The 26,412-nt window shown below is 72.4% G+C and carries 16 protein-coding genes; 11 read left to right on the top strand and 5 right to left on the bottom strand.

Annotation, left to right across the window (positions count from 1 at the left end):
* The first annotated feature begins 661 nt into the window (after positions 1-661).
* From WMF44_RS27610 to valS, 3 genes are all read left to right on the top strand, one after another.
* Positions 662-871 (top strand): hypothetical protein, encoded by a 210-nt coding sequence (locus tag WMF44_RS27610; RefSeq protein WP_437293026.1) that lies wholly within the window; start codon positions 662-664, stop codon positions 869-871.
* A gap of 211 nt (positions 872-1,082) precedes the next feature.
* Positions 1,083-1,817 carry a ferredoxin--NADP reductase gene (locus tag WMF44_RS27605; protein ID WP_437293025.1) on the top strand — a complete coding sequence of 245 codons (735 nt, stop codon included), beginning with the start codon at positions 1,083-1,085 and terminating at the stop codon, positions 1,815-1,817.
* 202 nt (positions 1,818-2,019) lie between these two features.
* Entirely contained in the window at positions 2,020-4,725 is a 2,706-nt protein-coding gene (valS, locus tag WMF44_RS27600; RefSeq protein WP_437293024.1) for a valine--tRNA ligase, read from the top strand.
* A 248-nt stretch (positions 4,726-4,973) separates the two neighbouring features.
* On the opposite strand, the gene WMF44_RS27595 is transcribed toward valS, so the two are convergent.
* On the bottom strand, positions 4,974-6,191 hold the full coding sequence (locus WMF44_RS27595; protein ID WP_437293023.1) for an ATP-binding protein: 1,218 nt from the start codon (positions 6,189-6,191) through the stop codon (positions 4,974-4,976).
* Positions 6,192-6,291: 100 nt separating this feature from the next.
* On the opposite strand from WMF44_RS27595, the gene WMF44_RS27590 reads away from it, so the two are divergent.
* Complete coding sequence (locus WMF44_RS27590; RefSeq protein ID WP_437293022.1) at positions 6,292-6,687, top strand: WD40 repeat domain-containing protein; 396 nt, start codon at positions 6,292-6,294, stop codon at positions 6,685-6,687.
* Between the two features lie 257 nt (positions 6,688-6,944).
* On the opposite strand, the gene WMF44_RS27585 is transcribed toward WMF44_RS27590, so the two are convergent.
* Positions 6,945-8,495 (bottom strand): ATP-binding protein, encoded by a 1,551-nt coding sequence (locus WMF44_RS27585; protein ID WP_437293021.1) that lies wholly within the window; start codon positions 8,493-8,495, stop codon positions 6,945-6,947.
* Between the two features lie 13 nt (positions 8,496-8,508).
* Positions 8,509-8,652 (bottom strand): hypothetical protein, encoded by a 144-nt coding sequence (locus WMF44_RS27580; protein WP_437293020.1) that lies wholly within the window; start codon positions 8,650-8,652, stop codon positions 8,509-8,511.
* 320 nt (positions 8,653-8,972) lie between these two features.
* Here WMF44_RS27580 and WMF44_RS27575 point away from each other — a divergent pair, with 320 nt between their 5' ends.
* Complete coding sequence (locus tag WMF44_RS27575; RefSeq protein ID WP_437293019.1) at positions 8,973-12,848, top strand: protein kinase domain-containing protein; 3,876 nt, start codon at positions 8,973-8,975, stop codon at positions 12,846-12,848.
* A 61-nt stretch (positions 12,849-12,909) separates the two neighbouring features.
* Here the strand turns inward: WMF44_RS27575 and WMF44_RS27570 are convergent, their stop codons facing one another.
* On the bottom strand, positions 12,910-13,701 hold the full coding sequence (locus WMF44_RS27570) for an OmpA family protein (protein ID WP_437293018.1): 792 nt from the start codon (positions 13,699-13,701) through the stop codon (positions 12,910-12,912).
* Positions 13,702-14,340: 639 nt separating this feature from the next.
* Here WMF44_RS27570 and WMF44_RS27565 point away from each other — a divergent pair.
* The 3 genes from WMF44_RS27565 to alaS all read left to right on the top strand — a co-directional run bounded on the left by WMF44_RS27565 (position 14,341) and on the right by alaS (position 20,470).
* Positions 14,341-16,452: a TIGR04551 family protein gene (locus WMF44_RS27565; RefSeq protein WP_437293017.1), complete on the top strand. Its 2,112-nt coding sequence runs from the start codon at positions 14,341-14,343 to the stop codon at positions 16,450-16,452.
* Positions 16,453-16,726: 274 nt separating this feature from the next.
* Positions 16,727-17,566 (top strand): HEAT repeat domain-containing protein, encoded by an 840-nt coding sequence (locus tag WMF44_RS27560; protein ID WP_437293016.1) that lies wholly within the window; start codon positions 16,727-16,729, stop codon positions 17,564-17,566.
* A 147-nt stretch (positions 17,567-17,713) separates the two neighbouring features.
* On the top strand, positions 17,714-20,470 hold the full coding sequence (gene alaS, locus WMF44_RS27555) for an alanine--tRNA ligase (protein WP_437293015.1): 2,757 nt from the start codon (positions 17,714-17,716) through the stop codon (positions 20,468-20,470).
* A gap of 33 nt (positions 20,471-20,503) precedes the next feature.
* Here alaS and WMF44_RS27550 read toward each other — a convergent pair whose 3' ends face one another.
* On the bottom strand, positions 20,504-20,902 hold the full coding sequence (locus WMF44_RS27550) for a hypothetical protein (RefSeq protein WP_437293014.1): 399 nt from the start codon (positions 20,900-20,902) through the stop codon (positions 20,504-20,506).
* Between the two features lie 890 nt (positions 20,903-21,792).
* Here WMF44_RS27550 and WMF44_RS27545 point away from each other — a divergent pair.
* The 3 genes from WMF44_RS27545 to WMF44_RS27535 all read left to right on the top strand — a co-directional run bounded on the left by WMF44_RS27545 (position 21,793) and on the right by WMF44_RS27535 (position 26,405).
* Positions 21,793-23,673 carry an HTH domain-containing protein gene (locus tag WMF44_RS27545; RefSeq protein ID WP_437293013.1) on the top strand — a complete coding sequence of 627 codons (1,881 nt, stop codon included), beginning with the start codon at positions 21,793-21,795 and terminating at the stop codon, positions 23,671-23,673.
* Positions 23,674-23,871: 198 nt separating this feature from the next.
* A complete protein-coding gene (locus tag WMF44_RS27540; protein WP_437293012.1) occupies positions 23,872-24,759 on the top strand; it encodes a LolA family protein in 888 nt (295 codons plus the stop codon).
* 161 nt (positions 24,760-24,920) lie between these two features.
* Positions 24,921-26,405: a protein kinase domain-containing protein gene (locus WMF44_RS27535; RefSeq protein ID WP_437293011.1), complete on the top strand. Its 1,485-nt coding sequence runs from the start codon at positions 24,921-24,923 to the stop codon at positions 26,403-26,405.
* Positions 26,406-26,412 lie beyond the last annotated feature (7 nt).

Here is a 26,412-nt window from a genome sequence, read left to right as displayed (position 1 = left end):
CTCGGCCGAAGCACCCCACCACCAGAAAATGCTGGGCGATCTCGGGCTCCGGTGCTAGCGTTGCTCTCGACGCGTCGCCCGCGTCAATCATGGACACTTCCCTCTGATACCACCGCTCCGTCACGCGGCCCCGAGGGGTGAGCGCCTGTTGCCCAGGTAGGCACGGCGCCCTTCTGTTGCCGCGCGTGAGCAGCCACGACAGCCGCCCGCGGAACCCCGCGCGAGCGTGGTCGTGTGCTCGCGGGGACGGAGCGTGGCCGACATGCGAACGAGTCCGATGCGCTGGAGGTCGCTGACCTCGCGGGCGCAGCCCCTCGCTCGCTGGCCGCTCGCGCGAAGCACCGAGCCGGATGGTTCGTGGCGCGGCGGGCCGACTCGCCATCTCTCCTGACGGCGAGGCGCTGAGGCGCCTTGCCAGGGGGCGTGTGGTGAGGCGGACCGCCCTGCCCCGGCGATGCGTGGAGGTGCGTCCATCGCGCGAGAGCGCCAGTCGAGCGGCCTTTGGGCGGCGTCCGGAGCCAGCGTCCGTCGCGGCATCGGTGTGCCTGCAATCCGGGGTCGTACGATGAATGGAGGGTGTATGAGAGCTGGTTCTTCGAAGGGTTCGTTCAGCCTTGCTGCTCTTTCTGCCGTGGTGATGTGTGATCGAATGGAGGATTCCATGACCGAGCGACCCGCCCATCTCCCCGAGCGCGCGCTGGAGCTCGGCTCGGCCAAGACGCCCGAGCGGCGCCCGCCGCAGACGGGGCATGTCCCCGCGCCGAAGCCCGCGCATCGGGAGCCGCGCCCGCCGAGCAAGCTCCCGAACCAGGACCGCTCCCGGCCGGCGCTGAACATCCCGCAGCGCCGCCGCATGGGTGTGCAGCGGTAGATCCGCTGCCGCCCCGGCGCCGGGGCGCCGCGAACGGGCGGCGCTCCGGCCGTGCGCGCCGGCGGCGTGGAGCCGGAAGGCCTAGACTTCCGCGACTCCACGCCGTCCGGCTGCGTCATGGCGGCTCCGATCGTGATTGGGCCAGGGCGCAGCCTGCGGTAAGACCTCGCCACCCGCGCGGCCTCGCCGCCGAGGCCGCAGGGGTCCCACCATGATCCAAGCCGAACCGTTCGAAGCCCGCCTCGCCGCCGTCCGGCCTCTCAGCCCCTTCGTGCGAGAGCTCTCGTTCGAGCGCGCTGACGGCAGGGCGTTCCTGTTCGAGGCCGGGCAATGGGTCAACCTCGTCCTCCCGCTCCCGGGCGGCGAGGTGAAGCGCGCCTACTCGATCGCTTCTGCTCCCGACGGCTCGCCTCGCTTCGATCTGGCGGTCACCCGCGTGGAGGGCGGGGCCGGCTCGGAGTACCTGCACCGGCTGGAGCCCGGCGCGACGCTCCGCGCCGTCGGCCCGCACGGGCTCTTCACGCGCGATCCCGGGGATTCCGCGCCTTCCTTGTTCGTCGCCACCGGCACGGGCGTCACGCCGCTCCGGAGCATGCTGCATGCGTCGCTGCGCGCCGGGGCGGCCGCGCACCTGTGGATCCTGTTCGGCGCGCGCTTCGAGGAGGACATCATCTACCGCGACGAGCTCGAGGCGCTCGCGCGCGGCTCGGACCGGATCCGCTACGAGATCACGCTCTCGCGCGGCGGCCCGTCCTGGTCGGGCCGCCGCGGCTACGTGCAGGCGCACGTGCCCGAGCTCTACCGGGAGCTGGCCGGGGCGAGCGGGGATCCGGCCCCGCACGTCTTCATCTGCGGCCTCGATCGGATGGTCTCGTCCGTGCGCGAGCTCGCCCGCGGCGAGCTCGGCGTCCCCCGCAAGCACGTCCACGTCGAGCGCTACGACTGAGCCGCCGTCCCGGCGAGCGCGTCCGCGTCGAGCGCCGCGGCGGAGCCGCCGGCCTCGCCAGGACGGAGCCGCCGATCTCGAGCGGGCGCGAGCGCGGATCGCCCTCCGGTGACGCGGCGCGCCTTGAGCGTTACCCTGGGTACGACGTAGGATGCGCGCCCCCGCGGGCGGTACCTGCGGGGTCAGTTCTGCAGGTGATCACGTGACGACCAAGAAGACGTTCCGCACCATCGATCCAGCGACGCTCCCGAAGCACTTCGACTCGCCCGTCGCCGAGCAGCGCCTGGCCGACGCGTGGGAGGCCGACGGGACGTACCGTTATGACCCCTCGCGCCCCCGCGAGGAGACCTTCGTGGTCGACACGCCTCCGCCGACCGCCTCGGGCTCGCTGCACATCGGCCACGTCTTCAGCTACACGCACACGGACGTCATCGTCCGGCAGCGCCGGATGCTCGGCTTCAACATCTTCTATCCCATGGGCTGGGACGACAACGGCCTGCCCACCGAGCGGCGCGTGCAGAACTATTTCCACGTCCGCACGGACGTGCGCACGCCGTACGAGCGCGGCCTCTCGCTGCCGCAGGCGGCGCCGGAGGCGCTCAAGAAGGAGCAGCCGCGCATCGTGTCGCGGCCGAACTTCATCGAGCTCTGCCACAAGGTCACGCGCGAGGACGAGCAGGTCTTCAAGGCGCTCTTCCGCCGGGTGGGCCTCTCGGTCGACTGGCAGTACGAGTATGCCACCATCGATGATCACTGCCGCAGGACGGCGCAGCTGTCGTTCCTGGATCTGCACGAGAAGGGCCACCTCTACTCGGTCTTCGCGCCCACGATGTGGGACGTCGATTTCCAGACCGCGGTCGCCCAGGCGGAGGTGGAGGATCGCCCGCAGTCCGGCGCGTTCCACGACATCGCGTTCGCGGTGGAGGGCACGGGCGAGCAGCTCGTGATCGCCACGACGCGCCCGGAGCTCCTGGCGGCCTGCGTGGGCGTGACGGCGCACCCCGAGGATCCGCGGTATCAGCACCTCTTTGGCAAGACGGCGCTCACGCCGATCTTCCGCGCGCCGGTGCCCATCTTCCCGAGCACGCTCGTGGATCGCGAGAAGGGCACGGGCATCCTGATGGTCTGCACCTTCGGCGACGCGACGGACGTGATCTGGTGGCGGGAGCAGAAGCTCCCTCTCCGGCAGATGCTCGGCAAGAACGGCCGACTCCTCCCGGTGACGTTCGGGGAGGGCGACTTTCAGAGCCGCGATCCGGCCGCCGCGAACGCCGCGTATGCCCCGCTCCAGGGCAAGGGGGTGAAGCAGGCGCGCACGGCCGTCGTCGAGCTCCTCCGCCGCGAGGAGCACGCGGCGGTGCCCGGCACAGGCCCGGCGCTGCGGGGCGAGCCGAAGCCGATCGAGCGGGCGGTGAAGTTCTTCGAGAAGGGCGATCAGCCGCTCGAGTTCGTGCCCACGCGGCAGTGGTTCGTCCGGCTCGCCGACAAGAAGGAAAAGCTCCTCGAGCTCGGCGACAAGATCCAGTGGCACCCGGATTTCATGCGCCTCAGGTACCGCAACTGGACCGAGGGGCTCCAGGGCGACTGGTGCATCAGCCGCCAGCGTTATTTCGGCGTGCAGTTCCCGGTCTGGTATCCGCTCGACGCCGAGGGCAACCCGGATCACGGTAGGCCGCTGCTCGCGACGCGCGAGGTGCTCCCGGTCGATCCGACGGTCGACGTGCCGCCCGGGTACGACGCGTCCCAGCGGGACAAGCCGGGCGGCTTCACGGCGGAGTCCGACGTGTTCGACACGTGGTTCACGAGCTCGCTCACGCCGCAGATCAGCTCGCACTGGGGGCTCGACGAGGGGCGCCACGCGCGGCTGTTCCCGGCCGATCTGCGCCCGCAGGCGCACGACATCATCCGGACGTGGGCGTTCTACACGATCGCGAAGGCGATGCTGCACGAGGCGTCGGTGCCGTGGCGTCACATCGCGATCTCGGGGTGGATCCTCGACCCCGATCGCAAGAAGATGTCGAAGAGCAAGGGCAACGTCGTGACGCCGATGCACCTGCTCGACAACTACTCGTCGGACGCGGTCCGCTACTGGTCGGCGAGCGCGCGGCTCGGCACGGACACGGCGTTTGACGAGAAGGTGCTGAAGATCGGCAAGCGCCTCGTCACGAAGATCTGGAATGCGGGCAAGTACGTGCTCAGCCAGTCGGCGGAGGTCCATCCGGTCTCCGAGGAGCTGGATCGGGCGTTTTTGCACAAGCTGTCGGCGGTGGTGGCGGACGCGTCGCGCTCGTTCGAGGCGCAGGAGTTCGCGGCGGCGCTCGAGCGGACGGAGGATTTCTTCTGGCGCTGGTTCACCGACGCTTACCTGGAGCTGGCCAAGGCGCGGGCGCGCGGCGAGGGCGGCGCTGGCGAGGCGGCGCGGGGCTCGGCCGTGGCTGCGCTGCGGCTCGGGCTCTCGGTGCTGCTGCGGCTGTTTGCGCCGGTGCTCCCGTACATCACCGACGAGGTCTGGGCCTGGGTGTACGCGGAGGAGACGGGGCAGCGGTCGATCCACCGGGCGAAGTGGCCGTCGGCGGGGGATTTCGCGGAGGTCGCGGCGCCGGCGGACGCGGGGCTCCTGGAGCTGGCGGCCGCGGCGATGGCGGCGGTCAACAAGCGGAAGAGCGAGCTCGGCGCGAGCGTGGGGCGCGTGGTGACGGATCTGGCGTTCGGCGCGAACGCGGCGACGCTGGCGCGGCTCGGGCCGGCGCTGGGGGACGTGCTCGCGGCGGTGCGGGCAGGGGGGGCGCACGAGCTCGTGGAGCGGGCGGAGCTCGCGGATGGTGAGGTCCAGGTGGTGCGCTGCGAGCTGGAGGTGACGGCCGCGGCGGCGGCCGGGGCGGGGGAGGCTGCGGCGGCCACGGAGTAGCCCGGATCGAGGTAGTCGCCCGGCCCTCGCGGAGGGAGCCCGCCGCGCGGCGCGCTCCCTCCACGAGGGCCTACGGCTTTGCTGAAGGGGGAGGGGCTCCCGCGAGGTGACCGGCGCGTGCCGCGCGCGTCATCCGGTCCCGCGCGGCCGGCGTCGGGTTGGAAGGCACGTCGAGAGCGTCCCGGGACAGGCCCTGAAAGACGAGCCCGCTCAGGCGCGGCTCACGACAACCTCGCGGCCGGCAGGGGTCAACGCGTGTTCGCGGCACGTGCGCTCGGCGATGGGAGGCTGTCCCGAGCGCTGGTTGAAGAGGATGAGCCATCGAGCAGGCGATCGGCGTCGAGGCGGCCGTCCTGGGTGAGCCAGGTCGCCGGGATGCGCGGCAGCGAGTCGCGCACCCCGCTCGCGAGCTCACGGACGATGATCTCACGGTAGATGGGGTTGGCGATGACGAGACCGCCTTCCGCCGTTCGGCGCACGAGGCCCAGGTCGACCGCGAAGCGCCGGTCGTCTTCAGGGACGTCGCCCAGGGTGGTGCCGGCGAGCATGGGCTCGATCACGGCGCGGATGCGCGGCTGGCGCAGCCGGTCCACCAGGCTGTCGAGGTGTGTGTCCTGCCGCTCGATGAGGATCTCCCTGGCGCGATCGACGTCCGCGGCCGTGATGGGCAGCGCGCGATCCTTGACCAGGACATCGACGAGCTGGCGGGCGAGCGCGTTCACGAGCCATGGCTGACCCTGGGTGAGCTCGAAGGCCCGGTCCACGGCGTCCGGACGGAAGACCTGGCCGGTTTCGGCCGTGTGCTGGGCGTAGAGCGCCGCGACCTCGTCGTGCGTGAAGTTGCGCAGGGTGAGGGACTCGACCTTGATGTTGAAGGGGCTCGACGTCCCGAGCCTGTCGCTGCCGCCGGACGTGACCTTGTAGTCGCGCACATCGCGCAGGCCGACGAGCGCGAGCGCGTGCGGGAAGTCACTCGGGCGATCGGGATAGCCGCTGCGGATCTGGCGCAGCAGGGAGACGAGCGTCGCGTCGCGCAGGGCGTCGGCCTCATCGAGGAAGACGACGAGCGGACGCGGCGCAGCCTTGGCCCAGGCGCGCAGGGCCGCTCCGATGCGCTGGCCGGGGGGGGCATCGGGGAACGGTGGCGGCCGCAGATCGGCCGGGAGCTGCGAGCCGGCGGTGCCGCGCCATTCGGCGAGCATCGCGAGCTCGGCTGCGCCAGGGTCGTCGGGGAAGGGAGCGCCGATCTCCGCCGAGACGAGGACCGCCACATAGCGCCCTTCGGCCGTGAGATCCCGGGCGAGCGTACGCAGCGAGGTCGTCTTTCCGATCTGCCGCGGCGCGTGCAGGACGAAGTAGGCTTTGCGATCGATGAGCTCGCGCACCCCGGGCAGGCGCTCCTCGGCCGGGAGCATGTAGTGATCGGCCGGATTGCAGGGGCCTGCCGTGTTGAACCAGCGGTGCATCGCGGCGGTGAGCCTAAGGGCGGCGGCGCCGGGTGACCAGCGCGGCGACGCCGGTCGCGTTCGCCCGGCGGCGAACCTCGATGGGATAGGATGCGTGGCAATGTCGAACGGGCGATTCGGAAGCGGCGCGGCGGGGCTGGGTGCGATCGCCCTGGCGGCGGCGATCGGCGGCTGCAGCGGCGCGCCGCCGGCGCAGCCGCAGCCGACGCAGCTCACGCCGGCCGCCCCTCCGGAGGCCTGGCCGCCGCCGGGAGCGCGGCTGGCGAAGCCGGAGGGGCACCTCGCGAAGGTCAACTGCCTGGCGTTCTCGCCGGACGGTCGGCAGATCGTGTCCGGGGGCGAGGATCGGGTGCTGCTCGTCTGGGATGTGGCGACCGGCCAGGTCGTCCAGCGGCTGGAGGGGGTGTGGCTACGAGCGCGCATCGAAATTCCGGATCCGACTCGGTGGTTGAAGTCGAGGCCAAGCGAGGCGCGCACCGCAGAGCCTGGGTGCTGACCACGTAGCCATCAGGACATGCCAGGCGGCCATCAGGACATGCCAGGCGGCCATCAGGACACACCCGTGCCCGTCAGGACATGCCACGCGCTCGTCAGGACATGCCACGCGCTCGTCAGGACACCGCGCGCGTTCCTCTGCGCGTGATTCGGCGCAGCACGGTGAGTGCCGTGCGCATCCTCTGGCCCCGCGGCCGGCGTCGGGGCCGGAAGGCACACCGAGGGCGTCCCGGGACAGCTCCTGAAAGACGAGCCCGCTCAGGCGCGGATCACGACGACCTCGCGGCCGGCGGGGGTCGACGCGTGCTCGCGGCGCGTGCGCTCGGCGATGGGAGGCTGTCCCGAGCGCTGGTCGAAGAGGATGAGCCACCCGCGCTGGAGCCCCAGCCCGGCGAGGTACTCGTCCAGCTGGGCAAGCCCTTCGCCAAGGGGATCCGGGCGGCCGTCTCGCCAGACCTTGAGCTCGATGGCGAGCGTCTCACCCGCATACTGAACGCAGAGATCCATCCTGCCCCGGCCGATGGCGTACTCGCGATCGATGGTGCCGCCGCCGTTCACGACGCGGTGGAGGAAGGCCATGACCACGAGGTGCGGCGCGATCTCGTGGTACGGCGCCGCGCCGAGGAGCGGCTCGCCGTGCTGGCGCCAGAAGGAGAGAAAGGCGTCGAGCAGGCGGTCGGCGTCGAGGCGGCCGTCCTGGGTGAGCCACGTGGCCTTGATCCGAGGGAGAGACGCCCGGATCGGGAACGCGAGCTCGCGGACGACGATCTCGCGATAGATGGGGTTGGCGACGTCGAGGCCGCCCTCCGCGGTCATGCGCACGAGGCCGAGGTCGATCGCGAACCGAAGGTCGTCGGGGGGCACGCTGGGCAACGCGGTGCCGGCGAGCATGGGCTCGATCACGGCGCGGATGCGCGGATCGCGCAGCCGATCCACCAGGCTGTCGAGGTGCGTGTCTTGACGCTCGATGAGGATCTCCTTGGCGCGATCGACGTCCGCAGGCGTGATGGGCTGTGCGCGGTCCTTGACGAGGACCTCGACGAGCTGGCGGGCGAGCGCGTTGACGAGCCACGGCTGGCCCTGGGTGAGCTCGAACGCGCGGTCCACGGCGTCCGGCTGGAAGACCTGCCCGGTCTCGGCGGTGTGCTGGGCGTAGAGCGCTGCGACCTCGTCGCGGGTGAAGTTGCGCAGCGTGAGCGACTCGACCTTGATGTTGAAAGCGCTCGATGTGCCGAGCCGGTCGCTGCCGCCGGACGCGACCTTGTAGTCGCGCACGTCGCGCAGGCCGACGAGGGCGAGCGCGTGCGGGAAGTCACGCGGACGGCTCGCATACCCGCTGCGGATCTGGCGCAGCAGGGAGACGAGCGCCGCGTCGCGCAGGGCATCGGCCTCGTCGAGGAAGACAACGAGCGGCCGCGGCGCGGCCTGGGCCCAGGCGCCCAACGCGGCCCCGATACGCTGTCCCGGAGGCGCCTCGGGAAAAGGTGGCGGCCGGAGGGCGACGGGGAGCTGCCAGTCGGCGAGGCGGCGCCACTCCGCGAGCATGGCGAGCTCGGCCGCGCCGGGGTCGTCCGGGAACGGTGCGCCGACCTCCGCCGAGACGAGGACGGCCACGTAGCGCCCTTCCGCCGTGAGATCCTGGGCGAGCGTACGAAGCGAGGTCGTCTTTCCGATCTGCCGCGGGGCATGCAGGACGAAGCAGGCCTTGCGATCGACGAGATCACGCACCGCGGGCGAGCGCTCCTCGGCCGGGAGCATGTAGTGATCGGCCGGGTCGCAGGGACCTGCGGTGTTGAACCAGCGGGGCATCGCGGAGGTGAGCCTATGGGGGGCGGCGCTGGCTGGCCAGCGCGGCGATGTCGGCCGCGTTCGCCCGGCGGCGGCGCCACAGCGAGCGCACCGGCGTCGTCACAGCGGCCAGCGTCGGCAGCGACGCCGCCGAGACGCCGCGCGGGGGCGTGTTCACGCAGGCGCTCGTCGGGGCCTGGACCGACCCGGCGGCCGTGGATCCCGAAGGAGCCCGTGCGTATCGGCGTGTACGCGGTCGACAAGACGTCGTCGCGAATGCCCCCGGACGCCCGGGCACCGGAACGCGCTGTCGTCGCGAATGTCCCCGGGCGCCCGAGCACCAGAGCGCGTTGTGGTCGCGCTACGACCCAGGTGCCCGAGACCGGCCACACGCCGGGGTGATCGTGGTGTAGATTACATCTGGCTCCCGACAGGGTACCGTGATCCTGCGGGTGAGGGCCGTCGCTGGAGGCCCTTGTGAACGACATCGCAGACGCAATGCGCGATTTGGACGTGGTCGAGGATCGGTTCGAGATCGAGCGGTTCGCCGGTTCGGGCGGGATGGGGGAGGTCTATCGCGCGCGTGACCGGCGGTCGGGGGAGGCGGTCGCGCTCAAGGTGCTGCACAGCGCGAGCGCGGGCGATCTGCGGCGGTTCGCGCGGGAGGCGAAGGCGCTCGTCACGCTCCGGCTGCCAGGGGTGGTGCGGTACGTGGCGCACGGGACGACGGGCGCAGGGCAGCCGTACCTCGCGATGGAGTGGCTGGAGGGCGTGACGCTGGAGCAGAGGCTCGCTCAAGGGCCGCTCTCGATGGCGGAGAGCGTGACGCTGGCGGCGCAGGTGGCGACGACGCTGGGCGCGGTGCACCAGCAGGGCATCGTCCACCGCGACCTGAAGCCGAGCAACCTGATGCTGGTGGGCGGCGCGGTGGAGCGAGCGACGCTGCTCGACTTCGGCATCGCGCGCGAGCTCTGGCACACGCAGAGCCTGACGGCGCCCGGAGCGATCCTTGGGACGCCCGGGTACATGGCCCCCGAGCAGGTGAGCGGCGAGGCGCCGGTGGACGCCCGCGCGGATGTGTTCTCGCTGGGGTGCATCCTGTTCGAGTGCCTCGCGGGGCGCCGGCCGTTCGTGGGCGACAACCTGCTGTCGCTGCTCGTGAAGGTCGTGCTGGAAGAGCCGCCGCGGCTCGGGGAGCTGCGCGACGGCATCCCCGAGCCGCTCGAGCGCCTCGTGGGCCGGATGCTGTCGAAGCCGGCGGAGCACCGGCCGCGCGACGGCGCCGCCGTCGCGGCGGAGCTGGCCGTCTTCGCCGGTGAGGGGCTCGCCGCAGGAGGGAGCGCGATCGCGGCGCGGCGCGCGTCCAGCGAGGAGATCACGACGTCGGAGCGGCGGGTGATGTGCGTCATCCTGGCCGCGCATGGCAGCGAGGAGACCGACGCGACGCTGGCGGAGGCCGATGGGGTCGCGCAGGCGCAGGCGCTGCGGGACATCGCGGCGCGCCACGGTGGGAGGCTCGAGGTCCTGCGGTCGAAGTGGCTGCTCGTCGCGCTGTCGGGGGCCGAGTCTCCGACGGACCTCGCGGTGCGAGCGGCCCATTGCGCGCTGGCGCTCCGGACCGTGGTCGGGGGCGTGCCCATGTCGGTCGCGACGGGGCTTGCGGAGATCGAGGGGAGGCTGCCTGTGGGTGAGCTGGTCGAGCGGGTGGCGCAGCAGCTCGTGGGGCGCGACGGCCCGCCGTCCGGGGGGATCCGGCTCGACAGCGCGACGGCGAGCCTGCTCGCGAGCCGCTTCGATACGGCGCGAGGGCCCGAAGGATGCTGGCTGCGCGGCCGGAAGGAGGAGCCGGACACGGTGCCGAGGCTGCTGGGGAAGCCGACGCCGTGCGTGGGGCGCGAGCGAGAGCTCTCGCAGCTCGCGGCCGAGTGGCGTCATTGCGTGGACGAGCCGACCGCGAGCGCGGTGGTCGTCGTGGGGGCCGCGGGCATGGGCAAGTCGCGCCTCGCCTGGGAGTTCCTGCGCGCCATCAAGGAGCGGCGCGAGGCCGCCGAGGTGTGGATCGGCAGGGCCGATCCGATGGCGGCCGGCTCGGCGTTCGGCCTCGTCGCCCAGGCGCTGCGCCGCGCCATGGGGCTGCTCGACGGCGAGGCGCTGGACGTGCGGCGGAGCAAGGTGCTGGCGCGGGTAGAGCGGCTCGACGGGCTGGGGAGCAAGGGGCCGCACGTGGCGGCGTTCCTCGGCGAGCTGGTGGGGGCGCCCTTCCCCGACGAGGGCGATGTGCAGCTGCAGGCGGCGCGGCAGAGCCCGGTGCTGATGGGCGACCGCATCCGCGAGGCGTTCGAGGACCTCATCCGGGCCGAGTGCGAGCGGCAGCCGGTGCTGCTGGTGCTGGAGGATCTGCACTGGGGCGACCTGCCGACGGTGCGGCTGATCGGCGCGGCGCTGCAGCACGCGAGGGACCTGCCGCTGCTGGTGCTGGCGCTGGCGCGCCCCGAGGTGGACGAGCTGTTTCCGGAGCTGTGGCGCCAGCAGGTCGGGCTTCGGCTGCGGCTGGCGGCGCTGCCCCGGCGCGCGAGCGAGCGGCTGGTGCGGGAGGTGCTGGGCGAGGGCGTGAGCGCGGCGCAGGTGGACGAGCTGCTGGCGCGGGCCGAGGGCAACGCGTTCGTGCTGGAGGAGCAGCTCCGCGCGGTGGCCGAGGGGCGGGGCGAGGGGATGCCGGAGACGGCGCTGGCGATGGTGCAGGCGCGGCTGGAGGCGCTGGGCGTGGAGGAGCGGCGGGTGCTGCGCGCGGCGAGCGTGTTCGGCGAGACGTCGTGGGAAGGCGCGGTGGCTGCGCTGGTCGGCGGCGCGCCGGTGGCGCAGCCGCTGGCGGAGCTGGGGCGGCGGGAGCTCTTGGTGCGGCGGCGCGAGGCGCGGATCGCGGGCGAGGTGGAATACGAGTTCCGGCACGCGCTGGTGCGGGAGGCGGCCTACGGCATGCTGACCGAGCGCGACCGCCGCGTCGGGCACGGCCTTGCGGGCGACTGGCTGGCGCGCGCCGGCGGGGCGGACGCGACGGTGCTGGCGGAGCACTTCGAGCTCGGCGGGGCGCCGGCGCGGGCGGCGGAGGCGTACCTGCGCGCGGCGGAGCAGGCGCTCCGGGGCGGCGATCTGGACGCGGCGATAGCGCGGGTCGACCGGGGCATCGGCTGCGGCGCGGCCGGGGACGCCGCCGGCAGGCTGCGCTGGGTCCAGGCGGAGGCTCACGTGTGGCGCGGCGAGCTCGCGCTGTCCGCGGAGCGGGGGAGCGAGGCGCTGGGCCTTGTGGAGCGGGGCTCGGCCGCGTGGTTCTCGGCCATCATCCCCCTGGTATGGGCCACGTCCAAGCTGGGTCGGCTGGACGAGGTGGAACGCTGGACGACCGAGGCGGTGGGCGTGGCCGCCTCCGGCGACGCGCAGAGCGCGAAGCTGCGCTGCCTGTCCGTGGGCGCGGGCGCGCTGGCGCTGGGGGGGCGGTACGCCGAAGGCGCCGCGTTGCTCGATGTGGTGCAGCGCGCCCTCGCGAGCTCGGAGACGAGGGATCTCGAGGTGGTCGCGAATCTCCACGACGCGCGCGCGGCCTATGAGATGTGCAGAGGCGACCTGGGCTCCTGTGCCGCCAGCCAGGAAGCCGCGTTGCTCGCCTTCGAGCAGGCCGGCGATCATCGCAACGCGCTCAGCGCCAGGGCGAGCCTGGGCGCCGTGTGCATGGAGCTCGGCGACTTCGAGACGGCGCAGTCGATGCTGCGGGCAGCCCTGGAGGCGGCCGACCGGATGCACCTGGACGAGCTGAAGGTCTCTGCACAGGCCAACCTCGCGCAGGTCCTCGGGTACCGTGGTCAGCTCGCCGAGGGGCGGGCGCTCGCCGAGGAGGCGGTCGCGTCGAGCCAGGGAGCGGGCATGGTGCGCACGGAGCTCTTCGCTCGCTGCTACCTTGCGAAGATCGCCCTCGCCATGGGCGATCTCGAGGCCGCCGAGCGCGAGGCGCGCGGGGCCATCGCGCTCTTCGAGAGCGCGCCGACGCTGGGCGTGCAGGCATTTTCCATCCTCGCGCGCGTGCTGCTCGGGCTCGGGCGCATCGACGAGGCGACGCAGGCTGCGGCCGAGGCGAGCGCGCGGCTCTCGGAGTTCGGCACGCTGGAAGAGGGGGAATCGCTCGTCCGCCTGGCCCATGTCGAGGCGCTCGCCGCGAGCGGGAGGCGCGCCGAGGCCGAGGCAGCGATCGCGTCGGCCAGGACGGCGCTGCTCGCGCGCGCCGGGCAGCTCAGCGATCCGGCCTGGCGCGAGCGCTTCCTCCGCGACGTGCCGGACAACGCCCGCACGCTCGATCTCGCGCGGCAGTGGCTCGGCGGCTGAGCCCGCGGCGCACGAAGCGGCACGCCGGTGCCGGCGCCACGGGCCCCTCGCTCGCCGGCGCTTACTTCGTGGCGAGCTTCGTCAGGTCGAGCATTTCGTCGACGTCCGGCAGCACGATCAGGTCGCACCGGCGGTTCTTCTGCTTGCCGGCCGGCGTGTTGTTGCTCGCGATGGGGTCCGTGTCCGCGAACCCGGCTGCGCTCCAGTGCCTCGTCGGCAGCTGGCCCTCCTTGCCGATCAGGAACAGCAGCACGGCCCGGGCGCGCATCAGCGACAGCCCCCAGTTGTCCTGGAACGGGCCGCTCTTGTAGCGCTGGCTGTCGGTGTGCCCGGCGACCTGGTAGTCGCGGTCCACGAGCGACTTGTCGCCCCGGATGACGTCCGAGATCTTCTTCAGGATCTGCTGGCCGTCCTTGCTCAGCGTGTCCTTGCCCGAGTCGAACAGGACGTCTCCGGGCAGCGAGATGACCATCCGGTTCCTGCGGACCTGGACCTCCAGGCCGAGCTTGACGAGCTCCTCGAGCTTCTTCCGGAGCAGGTCGAACCGCGCCTGGATCGCCTCGAGCTGCTTCGCGCGCGCCTTGTACTCGGCCAGCGCCTTCTCGCGGTCCTCCAGCGTCGAGCTCATCTTCGAGATGTCGGCGCCCTGGTCCGCGAGCTTCTTCTCGAGCTCCTCGACGCGCTGCTTCGCGTCGGCGAGCTCCTTCTCGAGCTCGGCCTCCCTCTTCTGGCTCCGGTTCTGGAGCTGGTTGTACTTGTCGAGCTGCGATTTCCACTCCTGCTCGGAGTGGCCGCAGCCCGCGGCGAGCAGCGACGACAGCGCGAGGGGTAGTGCAATGAGTGTCCGGTTCATGAGCGCTTTCTCCATGGCTCCGTCGGCGGGAGCGGGATGCTGCGGGCGAGAGCGTCGCTCAGCTCGGGCGAGAGATCCAGAGGGGAGGACGGCGAGATCCGCCCGTCCGCGCGGCCGTGCGCTGCAGGTGAGGCGGGATCGGGGCTCCGGCGGCGCAGGTGAGAGCGGCGACGGCGCGGCCGGCGACGGCGCTGGCGCGAGCGAGGTGGCCCCGACCGAGGTTGAGGTGGACCCGACCGAGGTTGGGCGGCCCCGACCGAGGTTGAGGCGGACCCGACCGAGGTTGAGGCGGACCCGCCACCCCGACCGAGGTTGAGGTGGCCCCGCCAGCCGTCCCTGCCAGCCGACCGGGGTTGAGGTGGCCGGCGGCCCCTGCTCCGATGCGTCCCGGGTGTGTATCCGTGACCGGGTTCCAGGGCCCGGGGCCGAGCGGTGCCTTGACCACACAGGCCGGGCGTGAGACATCGGCCCCCGGCCTCCGGGCCACCGAGAGCTCGGATCTTCAACCTCTTCCTGCGCGCGGGGCGAAAACGCGCGAACGAAACCAAGCAGATGCCCATCTCGTCGCGGTCTCCGGGTACGTCGTGCCGCCCTGGCTCCCCTCGCCGTCGCCTCCGGTCGGGCCTCGCGCTCGCGCTCGTGCTGGGCGCGTCTTCCGCGTCCGCCCAGCCGGCACGCCGGCCGGCGCAGCCGCCGGCGGCCCCAGCGCAGCCGCCCGCCGGGCAGGCGGGCACCCCCGCAGCGCAGCCGGCCGCGCCGGCCCAGCCCGGCGCAGCGCCGCCCGCCGCGCCGGCCCAGCCCGGCGCGGCGCCTGCGCAGCCCGGCGCGGCGCCGGACGGCGCCGAGACGCCCGAACCCCCGGCGGCGCGCCAGCCGCTCCTGCCGCCAGCCGACACGGCCGCTCCCTCCGCGCCGCAGCCGGCCACGCCGGCGGCCTCGGAGGCGCCCGCTGCCGCTGCGGCGGCCGAGCAGCCCGAGCGGCAGGCGATCCAGGCGGAGATCGGCGCCCGGCCCAGCGAGGTCTACGCCGAGGACTGGTGGTCCCACGCGCGACCGACGTTCGAGTTCCACGGCTACTACCGGCTCCGTTGGGAGCTCTTCAACAGCTTCGCCCTCGGCCGCACCGGCCTCCGTAATGAGGCGCTCTGGCCGCAGCCGGCCGACAACTCCTACACGGGGCACGTGCTCGAGCGCTGCAACCCGAGCGAGACCACGAGCGGCGGCACGCGCTCGTTCGACTCGTGCAAGAACGACACCCAGGCCGGCGCGAACATGCGGTTCCGCCTCAATCCCGAGCTGCACATCAGCGACAACCTGCGCATCCTCACTCAGGTCGATCTCCTCGACAACGTGGTGCTCGGCTCGACCCCGGACGGCTACGCGAACCAGCCGGCGGCGGGCGGCGGCTACCAGGTCGCCCGCCGGGGCGGCTACTCGCCGCTCGGGGCCTTCTCCAGCACCCAGTGGGCGCCCAGCGCCGGCATCAACTCGACGAAGGACTCGATCTCCGTCAAGCGGGTCTGGGGAGAGTACATGACCCCCGTCGGTCTCCTCCGCTTCGGCCGCATGCCGAACCACTGGGGCCTCGGTATGGTGGCGAACAGCGGTGACGGGTACGACTCAGACTACCAGTCGACCGTCGATCGGCTGATGTTCGTCACGGGCATCAAGAAATACGACATCTACTTCGCCGGTGCGTGGGACTGGGCCAACGAGGGCGCGACGAGCGCGTCGATCCAGGACCTCGAGGGCCAGCCGTACGACCTCGCCCAGTCCGATGACGTCGATCAGTACGTGTTCGTCGCCGTCCGCCGCAAGAATCCCGAGCTCCAGAAGCTCGAGCTCGCCCGCGGCAACATGGTCATGAACGGCGGCGTCTACTTCGCTTACCGGCAGCAGACGCTGGCGAACGACATCACCGCCGGCGACACCAACGACGACCTGTCCGCGTCGCTCGGCCAGAGCGCCGACAACGTCGCGGCGGGGTACGTGCATCGGGGTGCGGAGATGATCATCCCCGACGTGTGGTTCCAGCTCCTTTACAAGAAGTTCCGCTTCGAGCTCGAGGCGGCGATGATCTACGGATCCCTCGATCTGCGCGGGCAGGACGAGAGCGATTATGCGAACGTCCTCTCGCCGAAGGACACCGGCTGGGGCGTCCGGCAGTTCGGGCTCGCCACGCAGGCCGAGCTCACCGAGATGGAGGGCCGGCTGCGCGTCCACTTCGGCTTCGGGTACGCGACCGGCGACGACGACGTGCCCGCCCTCGAGCCGCGAGGGACGGAGCTCGGGGCCATGGATCCCCAGAACTCGACCGATCGCACCTACTCGACATTCCGCTTCCACCCCGATTACCGGGTCGACCAGATCCTCTTCAGGAACATCCTCTCTCGGGTCCAGGGCGCCTATTATTTCCGGCCTGGCGTCGACTGGGACTTCGCCCGCGACAAGAACGGCCAGCGCGCCGGCCTCGGCGCCGCGGCCATCTGGAGCCGCGCCTCCGAGTTCCTCCAGGCTCCCGGCAACTCCCGGGATCTCGGCATCGAGCTGAACGCGCAGCTGTACTTCCAGTCCAAGGACGGGACGCTCAACGACGACCCCGACAAGATGGGCGGCTTCTACACGGCGGTGCAGTACGGCGTGCTGTTTCCTCTCGGCGGGCTCGGCCAGCTCAGGGGTGAAGAAACGGTCCAGAAGATCGATCTCGAGACCGCACAGACGGTGCGCTGGTATCTCGGTATCCTCTTCTGAGCCGAAGCCGCCCGGCGCTCAGCCAGCCTCGCGCGTCGCCGCGTGTCTGGAAATGAGCGCTGGGGGCGGCGAAGCCGCGCCAAACGGTGCGAAACGGCGACGTCGTCGCTCTCGTCACGAGTCCTGCATGAGCCATCCGGGGCCAAACAGCCCTTGATCTCGCGACCGTCCTGGCCAAGGATAAGGATTGTCTGGACGCCAGGCGCGTCGCGATACTTCCGTGGCTCACCGAGGAGAACGGGTGGCGCAAGCCGCCGTTCTCCGGAGGGACGTGATGGTTCGTCGTCTCCTCATTGCGATGTTCTTGGCGGCGTCGATGGTGCTCGGGTCGACCGCCCTGTCCGTCGCCCAGGACGCAGACACGTCCGCTTTTCGCGACATCGCGGTCGGCAAGGACTACCGGCTCCGTGTCGCGGCGGCCCTGTCGCTCAGCAGGTCGAAGAGCCCCGGCGCGCGGCCAGCCCTCGAGAAGGCGCTCAGGGATCCACACCCGGCGGTGCGCGCGTCGGCCGCGGCGGCGCTCGGCGCGATGGGCAATCCCGCGGCCGTCCCGGCGCTCAAGGCGGCGCTCAACCTCGAGCCTGCCCCCAACCTGAAGCGCCCGATCGCGGCCGCCATCGAGAAGCTGTCGCGCTCGTCGCCCAAGGCGCGCTTCCTGGTCAGCCTGGGCAAGTTCGAGAACCGCTCCGGCGTGAAGGACGCGAAGCTCGGACCGCAGCTCAAGCAGCAGACGCGCAACCGCGTGGCGCAGTTCGCCGACATCGAGATCGTGGCCGACGGCACGGACCTGGCTGCGGAGGGCAAGAGCCGCAAGCTGCCGGCCTTCACGCTGGACGGCTCGGTCACGCACCTGAGCAAGCGCCATGGGGCGGACGGGGTCGGCTTCGCCGCCAAGGTCGAGTACGTGATCCGCGAGATGCCGAGCCAGACGCTGAAGGGCTCGATGACCGGCTCGGCCCAGGCGCTCGCCGAGGCGAAGCGCGCCCAGGGCCTGAGGGAGCTCGCCCAGCTGCAGAGCGACGCCGTCGCGGGCGCGATCGAGAGCGCGCTCCATCGGGCGCCGCTCGCCCTCGAGGCCGCCTCCGGCAGCAGCGTCGTCGCCTCCGGCCGCTGACCCGGCGGTCCGGCCTCGCCGGCGTGGGCCGGCGCGCACCGGCCCGGCGCAAACCGGCCCGGCGCGCGCGTCTTCCGCGGCGGGCGTCGCGGGCGCGTCGAGCAGGCGGAAGCCGCTCTCCGGTCGTGCTAGACCGCGCGTCCTCCTATGTCCATCGCAACGCCTGCCAGCTCCGACCTGCTCCGCCGCACATTCCTCGAGTTCTTCGCCCAGCGCGGGCACGAGATCGTCCCGAGCGCGCCGCTCGTGCCCCAGAACGATCCGACGCTGATGTTCGTGAACGCGGGCATGGTGCAGTTCAAGGACGTCTTCACGGGCAAGGACAGGCGCCCGTACCAGCGCGCCACCTCGAGCCAGAAGTGCATCCGGATCAGCGGCAAGCACAACGATCTCGAGAACGTCGGCGTCACCGCGCGCCACCAGACGTTCTTCGAGATGCTCGGCAACTTCAGCTTTGGCGACTACTTCAAGGAAGACGCGATCGCCTTCGCCTGGGAGCTCCTGACGAAGGTCTACGATATCTCGCCGTCGCGGCTCGTCGTCACCATCTACAACGGCGAGGGGGGCTTCCCGGCCGACGACGAGGCCGCGGCGATCTGGCGCAAGGTCACGGGCTTCGGCGACGACCGGATCCTCCGGCTCGGCCTGGCCGACAACTTCTGGACGATGGGTGACGTCGGCCCGTGCGGCCCCTGCTCGGAGATCCACTTCTTCCACGGGAAGGAGCCCGATGTCGCGCGCTTCGGCGAGGAGCCGCGCATCGACGGCACGGGCTGGACCGAGATCTGGAACAACGTGTTCATGCAGTACGACCGCGTCGAGAAGGACGGCCCGCTCGTGCCGCTGCCGGCACCGAGCATCGACACCGGCATGGGCCTGGAGCGGCTCGCGAGCGTGCTCCAGGGCGTGACGTCGAACTACGACACGGACCTGCTCCGCGGGCTCGTCGACAAGGCCGCCGAGCTCAGCGGCAAGCCGTACACGGGGGGCAGCGCCGACGACGACGTGTCGATGCGGGTCATCGCGGATCACGCGCGGACGGCCGCGTTCCTGATCGCCGAAGGGGTGATGCCCGAGAAGCAGCGGCGCGAGTACGTGCTCCGCCGGGTGATGCGCCGCGCGATCCGCCACGGGCACCGGCTCGGGATCGATCGGCCGTTCCTTCACGAGGTCGCGCTCGAGGTGGTCCGCCGGATGGGCGAGACGTACCCCGAGCTCCGCGACCGGCGAGAGCTCATCGCCCGCGTCACCGAGGACGAGGAGGTCCGCTTCCGCTCCACGCTGAAGCGCGGGATGAAGATCCTCGACGAGCGCTTCGACGAGATGCGCTCGTCCGGCGAGCGGACGCTCCCGGCCGCCGCTGCGGCCGATCTCTACACCACCTACGGCTTCCCGCTCGATCTGACCCAGGTCATCTGCGCCGAGTCGAACTTCGACGTCGACGTCCAGGGGGTCGAGGCGATCATCAAGGGCGCCGGCGAGGCGGACGAGGCGGACGGCCCGATCGATCCGACCTCCGCGGTGGACCCCGCGCACCGCGAGGCCCGCGCCAAGCTCGCGCAGCCGGTGGTGTTCACGGGCTACGAGCACGAGGAGGGCGACAGCGAGGTCGTCGCGATCGTCCGGGTCGAGGTCCAGGGCGAAGGCGACCGGGCGCGCAAGGTCCGTGCGCTTGTCGAGCGCGCGGAGGCGGGGGCGACGGTCGAGATCGTCGTGCGCGAGACGCCGTTCTACGCCGAGTCGGGCGGTCAGGTCGGCGACGTCGGCGAGGCGACGGCGGACGGGGCGCGCGTCGAGGTGAAGGACACGAAGAAGCCGCTCGCCGGGCTGGTCGTGCACGAGGGCGTGGTCAGCGAGGGGGCGATCGCCGTGGGGCAGCGCGTCCACCTGGCGGTGGACCACGCGGCGCGGTCGGCGACGCGGCGCAACCACTCGGCCACGCACGTCCTGCACTGGGCGCTGCGCAAGGTGCTCGGCGAGCACGCGCAGCAGAAGGGCTCGCGGGTCGGCCCGGACGTCCTCCGCTTCGACTTCACGCACAACCGGCCCCTCACCCGCGAGGAGATCGCGCGGATTGAGGATCTGGTGAACGAGAAGGTCCTGACGAACGCGAAGGTGACGACCGAGATCCTGCCGATGGACGAGGCGCGGCGGCGGGGCGCGATGGCGATCTTCGAGGAGAAGTACGGCGACACGGTGCGGATGCTCACGATGACACCCGAGGTGGTGGAGCTCTGCGGCGGCACGCACGCGTGCGCGCTGGGGGACATCGGGCTGTTCAAGATCACGAGCGAGGGCGGCGTGGCCGCGGGCGTGCGACGGATCCTTGCGTCGACCGGCCTGAACGCGCTCGCGTATGCGCGGGACGTCGAGGCCGAGCTCGCCCGGGCGCGCCAGGTCGCGAAGGCGCAGGGCGGCGATCTCGCCGAGAAGATCGGGAAGATCGTGGCGCACGAGCGGGAGCTCGAGAAGAAGGTCGCCGAGCTCGAGCGCCGGATCCTGGAGGGTGCGGGCCCCGCGCAGGGCGGCGGCGGCATCGACGCGATGCTGGACGGCGCCCGGGACATCGGCGGGATCAAGGTGCTCGCGCGCCGGGTGCCGGACGGCACGAACCCGGGCGCGCTGCGCGATCTCGCGGAGAAGCTGCGCGACAAGCTCGGCGATCGCTCGGCGGTGCTGCTCGGCGCGGCCGTGGGCGACAAGGCGCAGCTCGCCGTGATGCTCTCGAAGTCGGCCACCGAGCGGCTCAAGGCCGGCGAGCTCATCAAGCCGATCGCCCGCATCGTGGGCGGCTCCGGCGGCGGCCGCCCGGACATGGCGCAGGCCGGCGGGACCGACGTGGCGCAGCTCGACGCGGCGATCGCGGCGCTCTACACCGAGGTCGAGCGGGCGCTCGCGTCGTAACGCGCGCTGCCTGCGCCCTGCCGGGACAGCGGTTCAGGCGTCACGCCACTTGGTGCGGGCGAGCGGGAGCAGCTTCGGGGCTTTCCCGCCCCGCGCGGGGCGCGCCGGCAGCCGCGCTGGCTCGCCCGGCGCGGCCGCCCGGGGCCGCGCGCCTCGGCCGTGAGCGCCGATGGTCGCGCGGACGATCGGCGGCAGGAACACGGACTCCAGATCGACGCGCGCGAGCGCGGCCGCGACCGTGGCGATGCGATCCGGCAGCGAAGCGTTGGCGTCGACCAGGATGATCCGCCGGCCGAGCACCGTGCAGAGCCCGCCCCGCGGATTGCGCGCGTCCGACAGGTGCGGATCGAACGCTTCCATCCTGACGGCGATGCCGACCTTGTCCGCCGCCAGGGTGAGCTCGTCGAGCAACCGCGAAAGCTCCACCCACACAGCGTAACCCTCCTGTCCGGCAGATGGCAAAGCGCAAAAGCGCTGTTGTCCGCGCCGCGCCGCGCCGCGCCGCGCCACCGCTGGCCGGGCGAGCTGCGGCCGTGACGACCGCGCGCCGACCGGGGTGCGCCGTCCGGGAGCGCCCGTCCACGCGTAGTTACGCGTGGTTACGCGTGGTTACGCGTGATTGCGCGTGATTGCGCATGGTTACGCATGAACACGCGCGGTCACGCATGAACACGCGCGCTCATGTACGGTGATGCCCGGTCCGTCCAGCGCGCTTCGACCAATCGCTTCCTCCATCATCGCATAGCGCTCCTCGGCCGCGCGGCGGTGGTGCTGTCGTGCGGCGATGCGGTGAGTCGAGGGAGAGCCTTCGACTCCTGGACTCCCGGACCTGTCGTCGCACTCGACACTTCGCCTCAACAGATCAACCCATCGACTCCTCTTCTCCCGTGGTCTTCTCCCGCGCTCCGGACTGGCCGACATCCGCTCACGAGCCACATCGATGCTCGTCCAGGGGGCCCGCGCGCGCCGTTGACTGCGCGCCGCGCGTTCATCGTTCATCCAGCCTGCCGTCGCCGGCCGCCGCGCGCTCGCCTCGGCGCGGCGCCCGGTCGATCCGGGCATCGCGCCGCCCGGCCCCCGGTTCCGTGCCCTAGAGGTCGGCCAGCGGCTTCTCTTGAGCCGGATCGCGCGTCCCGTTGACCGCCGTTTCCGAGCATGCTACGAGCAGGCCGTTCCGCGCGTCGTGGCCGAGTGGGAGCGAATGTGCGTTTCCCGGCTGCGGTGGGGTATCCCGCGCGCTTCGTCAGCCACTTTGGACGGGGCGGCCGCGATGGGGACGACGAGGGCGCCCGCCGGGCGGCGCGCCCGAAGGGCGAACAAAGATGACGTTCACGGATGCAGCCGCCGAGGTGCTTCGCCTCATCGGTAGACCGCTTCACTATAAAGAGATCACCGATATCGCGATCGAGAAGAACCTCCTTAGCCATGTTGGAAAGAGCCCAGAGGTGACGATGGGCGCCCGCCTGGCGGCGACGTTGAAGAAGGACACGGCGGACAACCCCCTGGTGCGCGTGAAGCCGGGCGTGTTCGCGCTGCGCGAGTGGGACGAGAAGACCATCAAGTCCGGGCTCGACGGCAAGAAGGCGAAGCGCGGCGGAAAGCCCGAGGCGGCCAAGGCGCGCAAGGACGAGGAGCAGCCGACCCTGTTCGACGCGGGCGCCGACGACGACGCGGCGGAAGAGAGCGAGCTTGGCGCTCCCGCGGAGATCGAGGCGGAGAGCGGCGCGGTCGAGGTCGAGGTCGGCGCCGCGGACGCGGCGGCGCAGGCCGCGCCTGCGATCGACGATGAGGACGAGGACGACGAGAAGGTCGCCGCCGGCGCGACGAGCGCGGCCGGGCTGAACGGCGTGGAGATCGCGGCAGCGCGCGAGCCCGTGCCGCCGCCGACGCCGTCGTCCCCGCGCGCCGCGAGCACGTACATCGACGAGGAAGAGGGCGAGCTCGACGACGCGGAGCCGCCGGGCCCGGACGAGGCGATGCGGGCCGAGGCCGTCGCCGGCGCCGCGGAGCTCTTCGACGAAGAGGACGACGACGATCAGCCGATCCTCGGCGGCGAGGACCGCGCGACGCCCGGCTCGTCGGGCGAGCAGGGCGAGGGCCGTCGCCGCCGCCGCCGTCGCCGCCGCGGCCGCGGGACCGCGGAGGCCAACCCGAGCACCGGTGGCCTGCCTTCCTACGTCGCGACGCCGGTGTTCGAGGCGCGGCGCGAGAACGGCCGCGAGCCGCCGCGCTCCGACCGGACCGAGCGCTTCGATCGTCCCGAGCGAGGCGAGCGCACCGACCGGGTCGAGCGCACCGACCGGGCCGAGCGCATCGACCGCGCGGAACGCCCCGACAGCTTCGGCGCCGAGCCCGTCTACCGCGGTCCGCAGGTCATCGAGCTCACGGGCGGCGAAGGGCACGCGCTCGACGACCTCGCCGGCCGGGATCTCGCCGATGCGGTCGCGGGCATCCTCTCGACCTTCGATCGGAACGCGGGCGCGGTCTCGCTCCGGCAGATCGCGGAGACGGCGCAGCGCCGCGGCCGCCTCGCCGGCGACGTGCAGCTCGTGCAGTCCCAGGTCGCGGCCGCCGTGCGCGCCGACAACGCGCGCCGCACCGCCGCGGGGCAGCGGCCCCGCTTCCGCTTCGCCGGCGGCAGGATCGCGCTGACGGACTGGCTGTTGCCGGGCGACCTGGCGCGGCTGGAGCAGGAAGCGCTCGCCGCGGTGGAGCGCTACCGCGACGCCGCGCGGCGCGCCTTCGTGCGCAAGCTCTCCGAGCTCCCGGGCCATGCCTTCGTCGAGATCTGCGTCCTCGCCCTCGAGCGCATCGGCATCGGCCAGCTGCGCGCGGTGCGCCGCGCCGGGGCGCCGGGCGGCGAGAGCCACTTCTCCGGCGCGCTCCGCACGGCGGGTGACGAGATCAAGCTCGCGCTGGTCATCCGGCGGGACGGCCGCGAGGTCGGCCGCGAGCGGGTCACCGAGCTGCGCGGCTCGCTCCACCACTACGGCCCCGCGACCGCCGGCTGGATCCTGACCGCCGGTCAGATGCTCTCCGGTGCGCGCGAAGAGGCCGCGATCGTGGGGACCGCGCCCATCTCCCTCTTCGATGGGCTCGCTGTGGCTCGCCTCTGCGAGGACAACGACGTCGCCGTCCTCCGCGCCCGCCTCCCGGTCGCGATCCCCGACGTCGATCTGCTCGAGGCGCTCCGGGCGTCCTGATCCCGCTCGCGCGCGTCCGGCCGGGGGCTCGCCCCGGGCCGGACGCGCGGCCCTCCTCGTCGCCGTCTTCCGGGCCCTCGGCCCTCGCTCGACACCCCTCCTCCACGGCCACGCCCCTCGCGCCGCTCCGCCGGCGGATGAACTCGGCGCCGCTTCCGCGGTTGACGGGCTCGGCGATCCTTGCCAGCGTCCGCGCCCATGCGCCATCGCGCGATCGCCTGGGCCGCGCCCCTCGCCGTGCTCGTGACCGGCTGTGCCTCCGTGGATCCGCCCGCGTCCCGGTTCCCGACCGCCGACGCGGCGCTCGACCGGATGAAGGCCACCTATGCCTGCGTGAACGGCGTCCAGGGCACCGCCAAGGTCGACCATTTCTCGCGCCAGGGGCGGCTCCGCGGGGACATGTACATCCTCGCGGTCAATCCGGATCGGGTGCGCTTCGACGTGGTGAGCCCGTTCGGCGCGACGCTCTTCACGCTCACGTCGAATGGCACCCAGTTCCAGATGCTCGATGTCGGGGAGAAGCAGCTCCTGCACGGGCCCGCGAGCGCGTGCAACCTGGCGCGGCTCACCCGGGTGCCCATCCCCGGGCACGCCCTCGTCTCGCTGCTCCGCGGCGAGGCGCCGGTGCTCGCTCACGAGCCGCGCGGCGCCTCGATCGCCTGGGACGGCGATGGGTTCTACCGCGTGCTGATCCAGGGCTCCCGCGACGCGGTGGAGGAGATCCACCTCGAGCCGCACCCCCGCGACTTTCTCGCGCCGTGGAGCCAGCAGCGCCTGCGCGTCCGCGAGGTCCGTGTCGCGCAGCGCGGGACAGACCTCTATCACGTGGAGCTGAGCCATCACGCGGCCATCCGCACCGCGCCGCCGCGCGTCGATCCGGAGGGGATCGACGATCCGATCCCGCCGAGCGGCGGCGCCTGCCTGGCCGAGATCCCCCGCTCGATCCGCATGCGGGTGCCCAACACCGAGGACGACGTGATCTTTCAGTACAAGGAGGCGAAGTGGAATCCGCCCATCATCTCGGGGGCGTTCACCCAGCCGGTCCCGGGCGGCGTCGTCCGCCGTCATGTCGACTGCCAGGACTAAGGTGCTCTGAGCAGGCGCGTTCAGGCGGCTCCTGAAAGGACAATGGCCATCACGGCTGGCGCCCGCTGGCTCGTGGCAGCGCTCGCCTGATGGCGTGGACGCCGCTCGCTCGAACGTCTAGACAGACGAATTCCACCTCGCCGTGGCCGGAGGAGTCGGCGATGGACGTCGAGCCGGGAACGATCGTCGGCGACAAGTACCGCCTGGAAGGGCCGCTCTCGCGGGGCGGGATGGGCTCGGTGTGGCTGGCCCGGCACCTCCAGCTGGGGGCGCCGGCGGCGATCAAGTTCATGGATCCGGAGCACGCGGCCTCGCCGGAGTTCCGCGCGCGCTTCTACCGCGAGGCGCGGACCGCGGCGAACCTCGGTAGCCCGCACGTGGTGAGCGTGCAGGACTACGGGATCTGGAGGGCTGTCCCGTACCTCGTCATGGAGCTGCTCCGGGGCGAGGATCTCAGCCGTCGCCTGAGGCGGGTCCGCCGCCTCTCCCTCGCCGAGGCGGCGCGCATCGCGGTCCAGACCGGCAAGGCGCTGCGCCGCGCGCACGAGTCCGGGCTCGTCCACCGCGACCTCAAGCCAGGCAACCTGTTCCTCTCGCGCGTCGATGAGGACGAGGAGATCGTCAAGATCCTCGACTTCGGCATCGCCAAGCAGCTCACCGGCAAGCTCCTCACCGACGAGACCACGAGGACCGGCGAGCTTTTGGGCTCGCCGTTCTACATGAGCCCGGAGCAGGCGCGCGGCGACAGGAACCTCGACGCGCGGAGCGACCTGTGGTCGCTCGGGGTGATCCTCTTCCGCGCGGTGACGGGCAAGCTGCCGTTCGAGGGCGACGTGCTCGGCGCGGTCCTGTCGCGCATCCTCGTCGAGCCGATCCCGCTCGCGACGCACCTCGCGCCCGACGTGCCGGCCGATCTCGACGTCTTCTTCCTGCGCGCCCTCTCGCGCGACAGGGCTCAGCGGTTCCAGTCGGCGCAGGAGATGGTGCACGCCTTCGTCGTCGCGATGGGCGATCCGGGCATCCCGCTGCCCGTGCCCTCGACGCCGGCGCCCGTGACGTCGCGGCCGGCGCCCGTGACGTCGCGCACGGGGACGCTGCTCGGGCTGTCGCCGGGCGGCACCGGCGCGCTGGAGGGCTCAGGGGAGCTCGCCCCGCTCTCCCGACCCGGGGACCAGGGCCCGCGCTCGCTGCAGGACACGCTCGCCTCGCTGGCCGATCCGTCCCAGCCCGGCACGCTGACGGCGGCAGCGGCCGGCGAGGTGCGCGCGGACCGCAGGCCTCACGCGAGCGCGACGCTCCGCTGGCTCGTGGCGTGCGGCGCGCTGTCCGCGATCAGCGCGACGGTCGCGGTTACGGCGCTGCGGCCCGTCGGCGTGGAGGGCGCCGCGCCCTACCACGTGGCCGCGCCGATCGAGCCCGAGAGCGTGAGCTCGGCTGCGCCGCCTCTGGAGGTGGTCCGCGCATCGACCCCGGTGATGGCACGCGTGCCCCTGGCCGAGGACGTGCCCGCCGCGGACGCCGCGCGGCGGGCGGCCACGGCGGAGCCGGCGGCGTCCGCCGAGCGAAAGGCCCCGCCGGCTCCGTCGGCCCCGCGCCGGGGCCCGCGCCGCTCGCGCGAGATCATCGACCCCTGGCAGCGAAGGTAGCGCGCGG

Source organism: Sorangium sp. So ce426 (genome assembly GCF_051475585.1).
In the GTDB taxonomy this organism is placed as follows: Bacteria; Myxococcota_A; Polyangia; order Polyangiales; family Polyangiaceae; genus Sorangium; species Sorangium cellulosum_B.
This window is presented reverse-complemented; position numbering and strand designations above follow the sequence as displayed.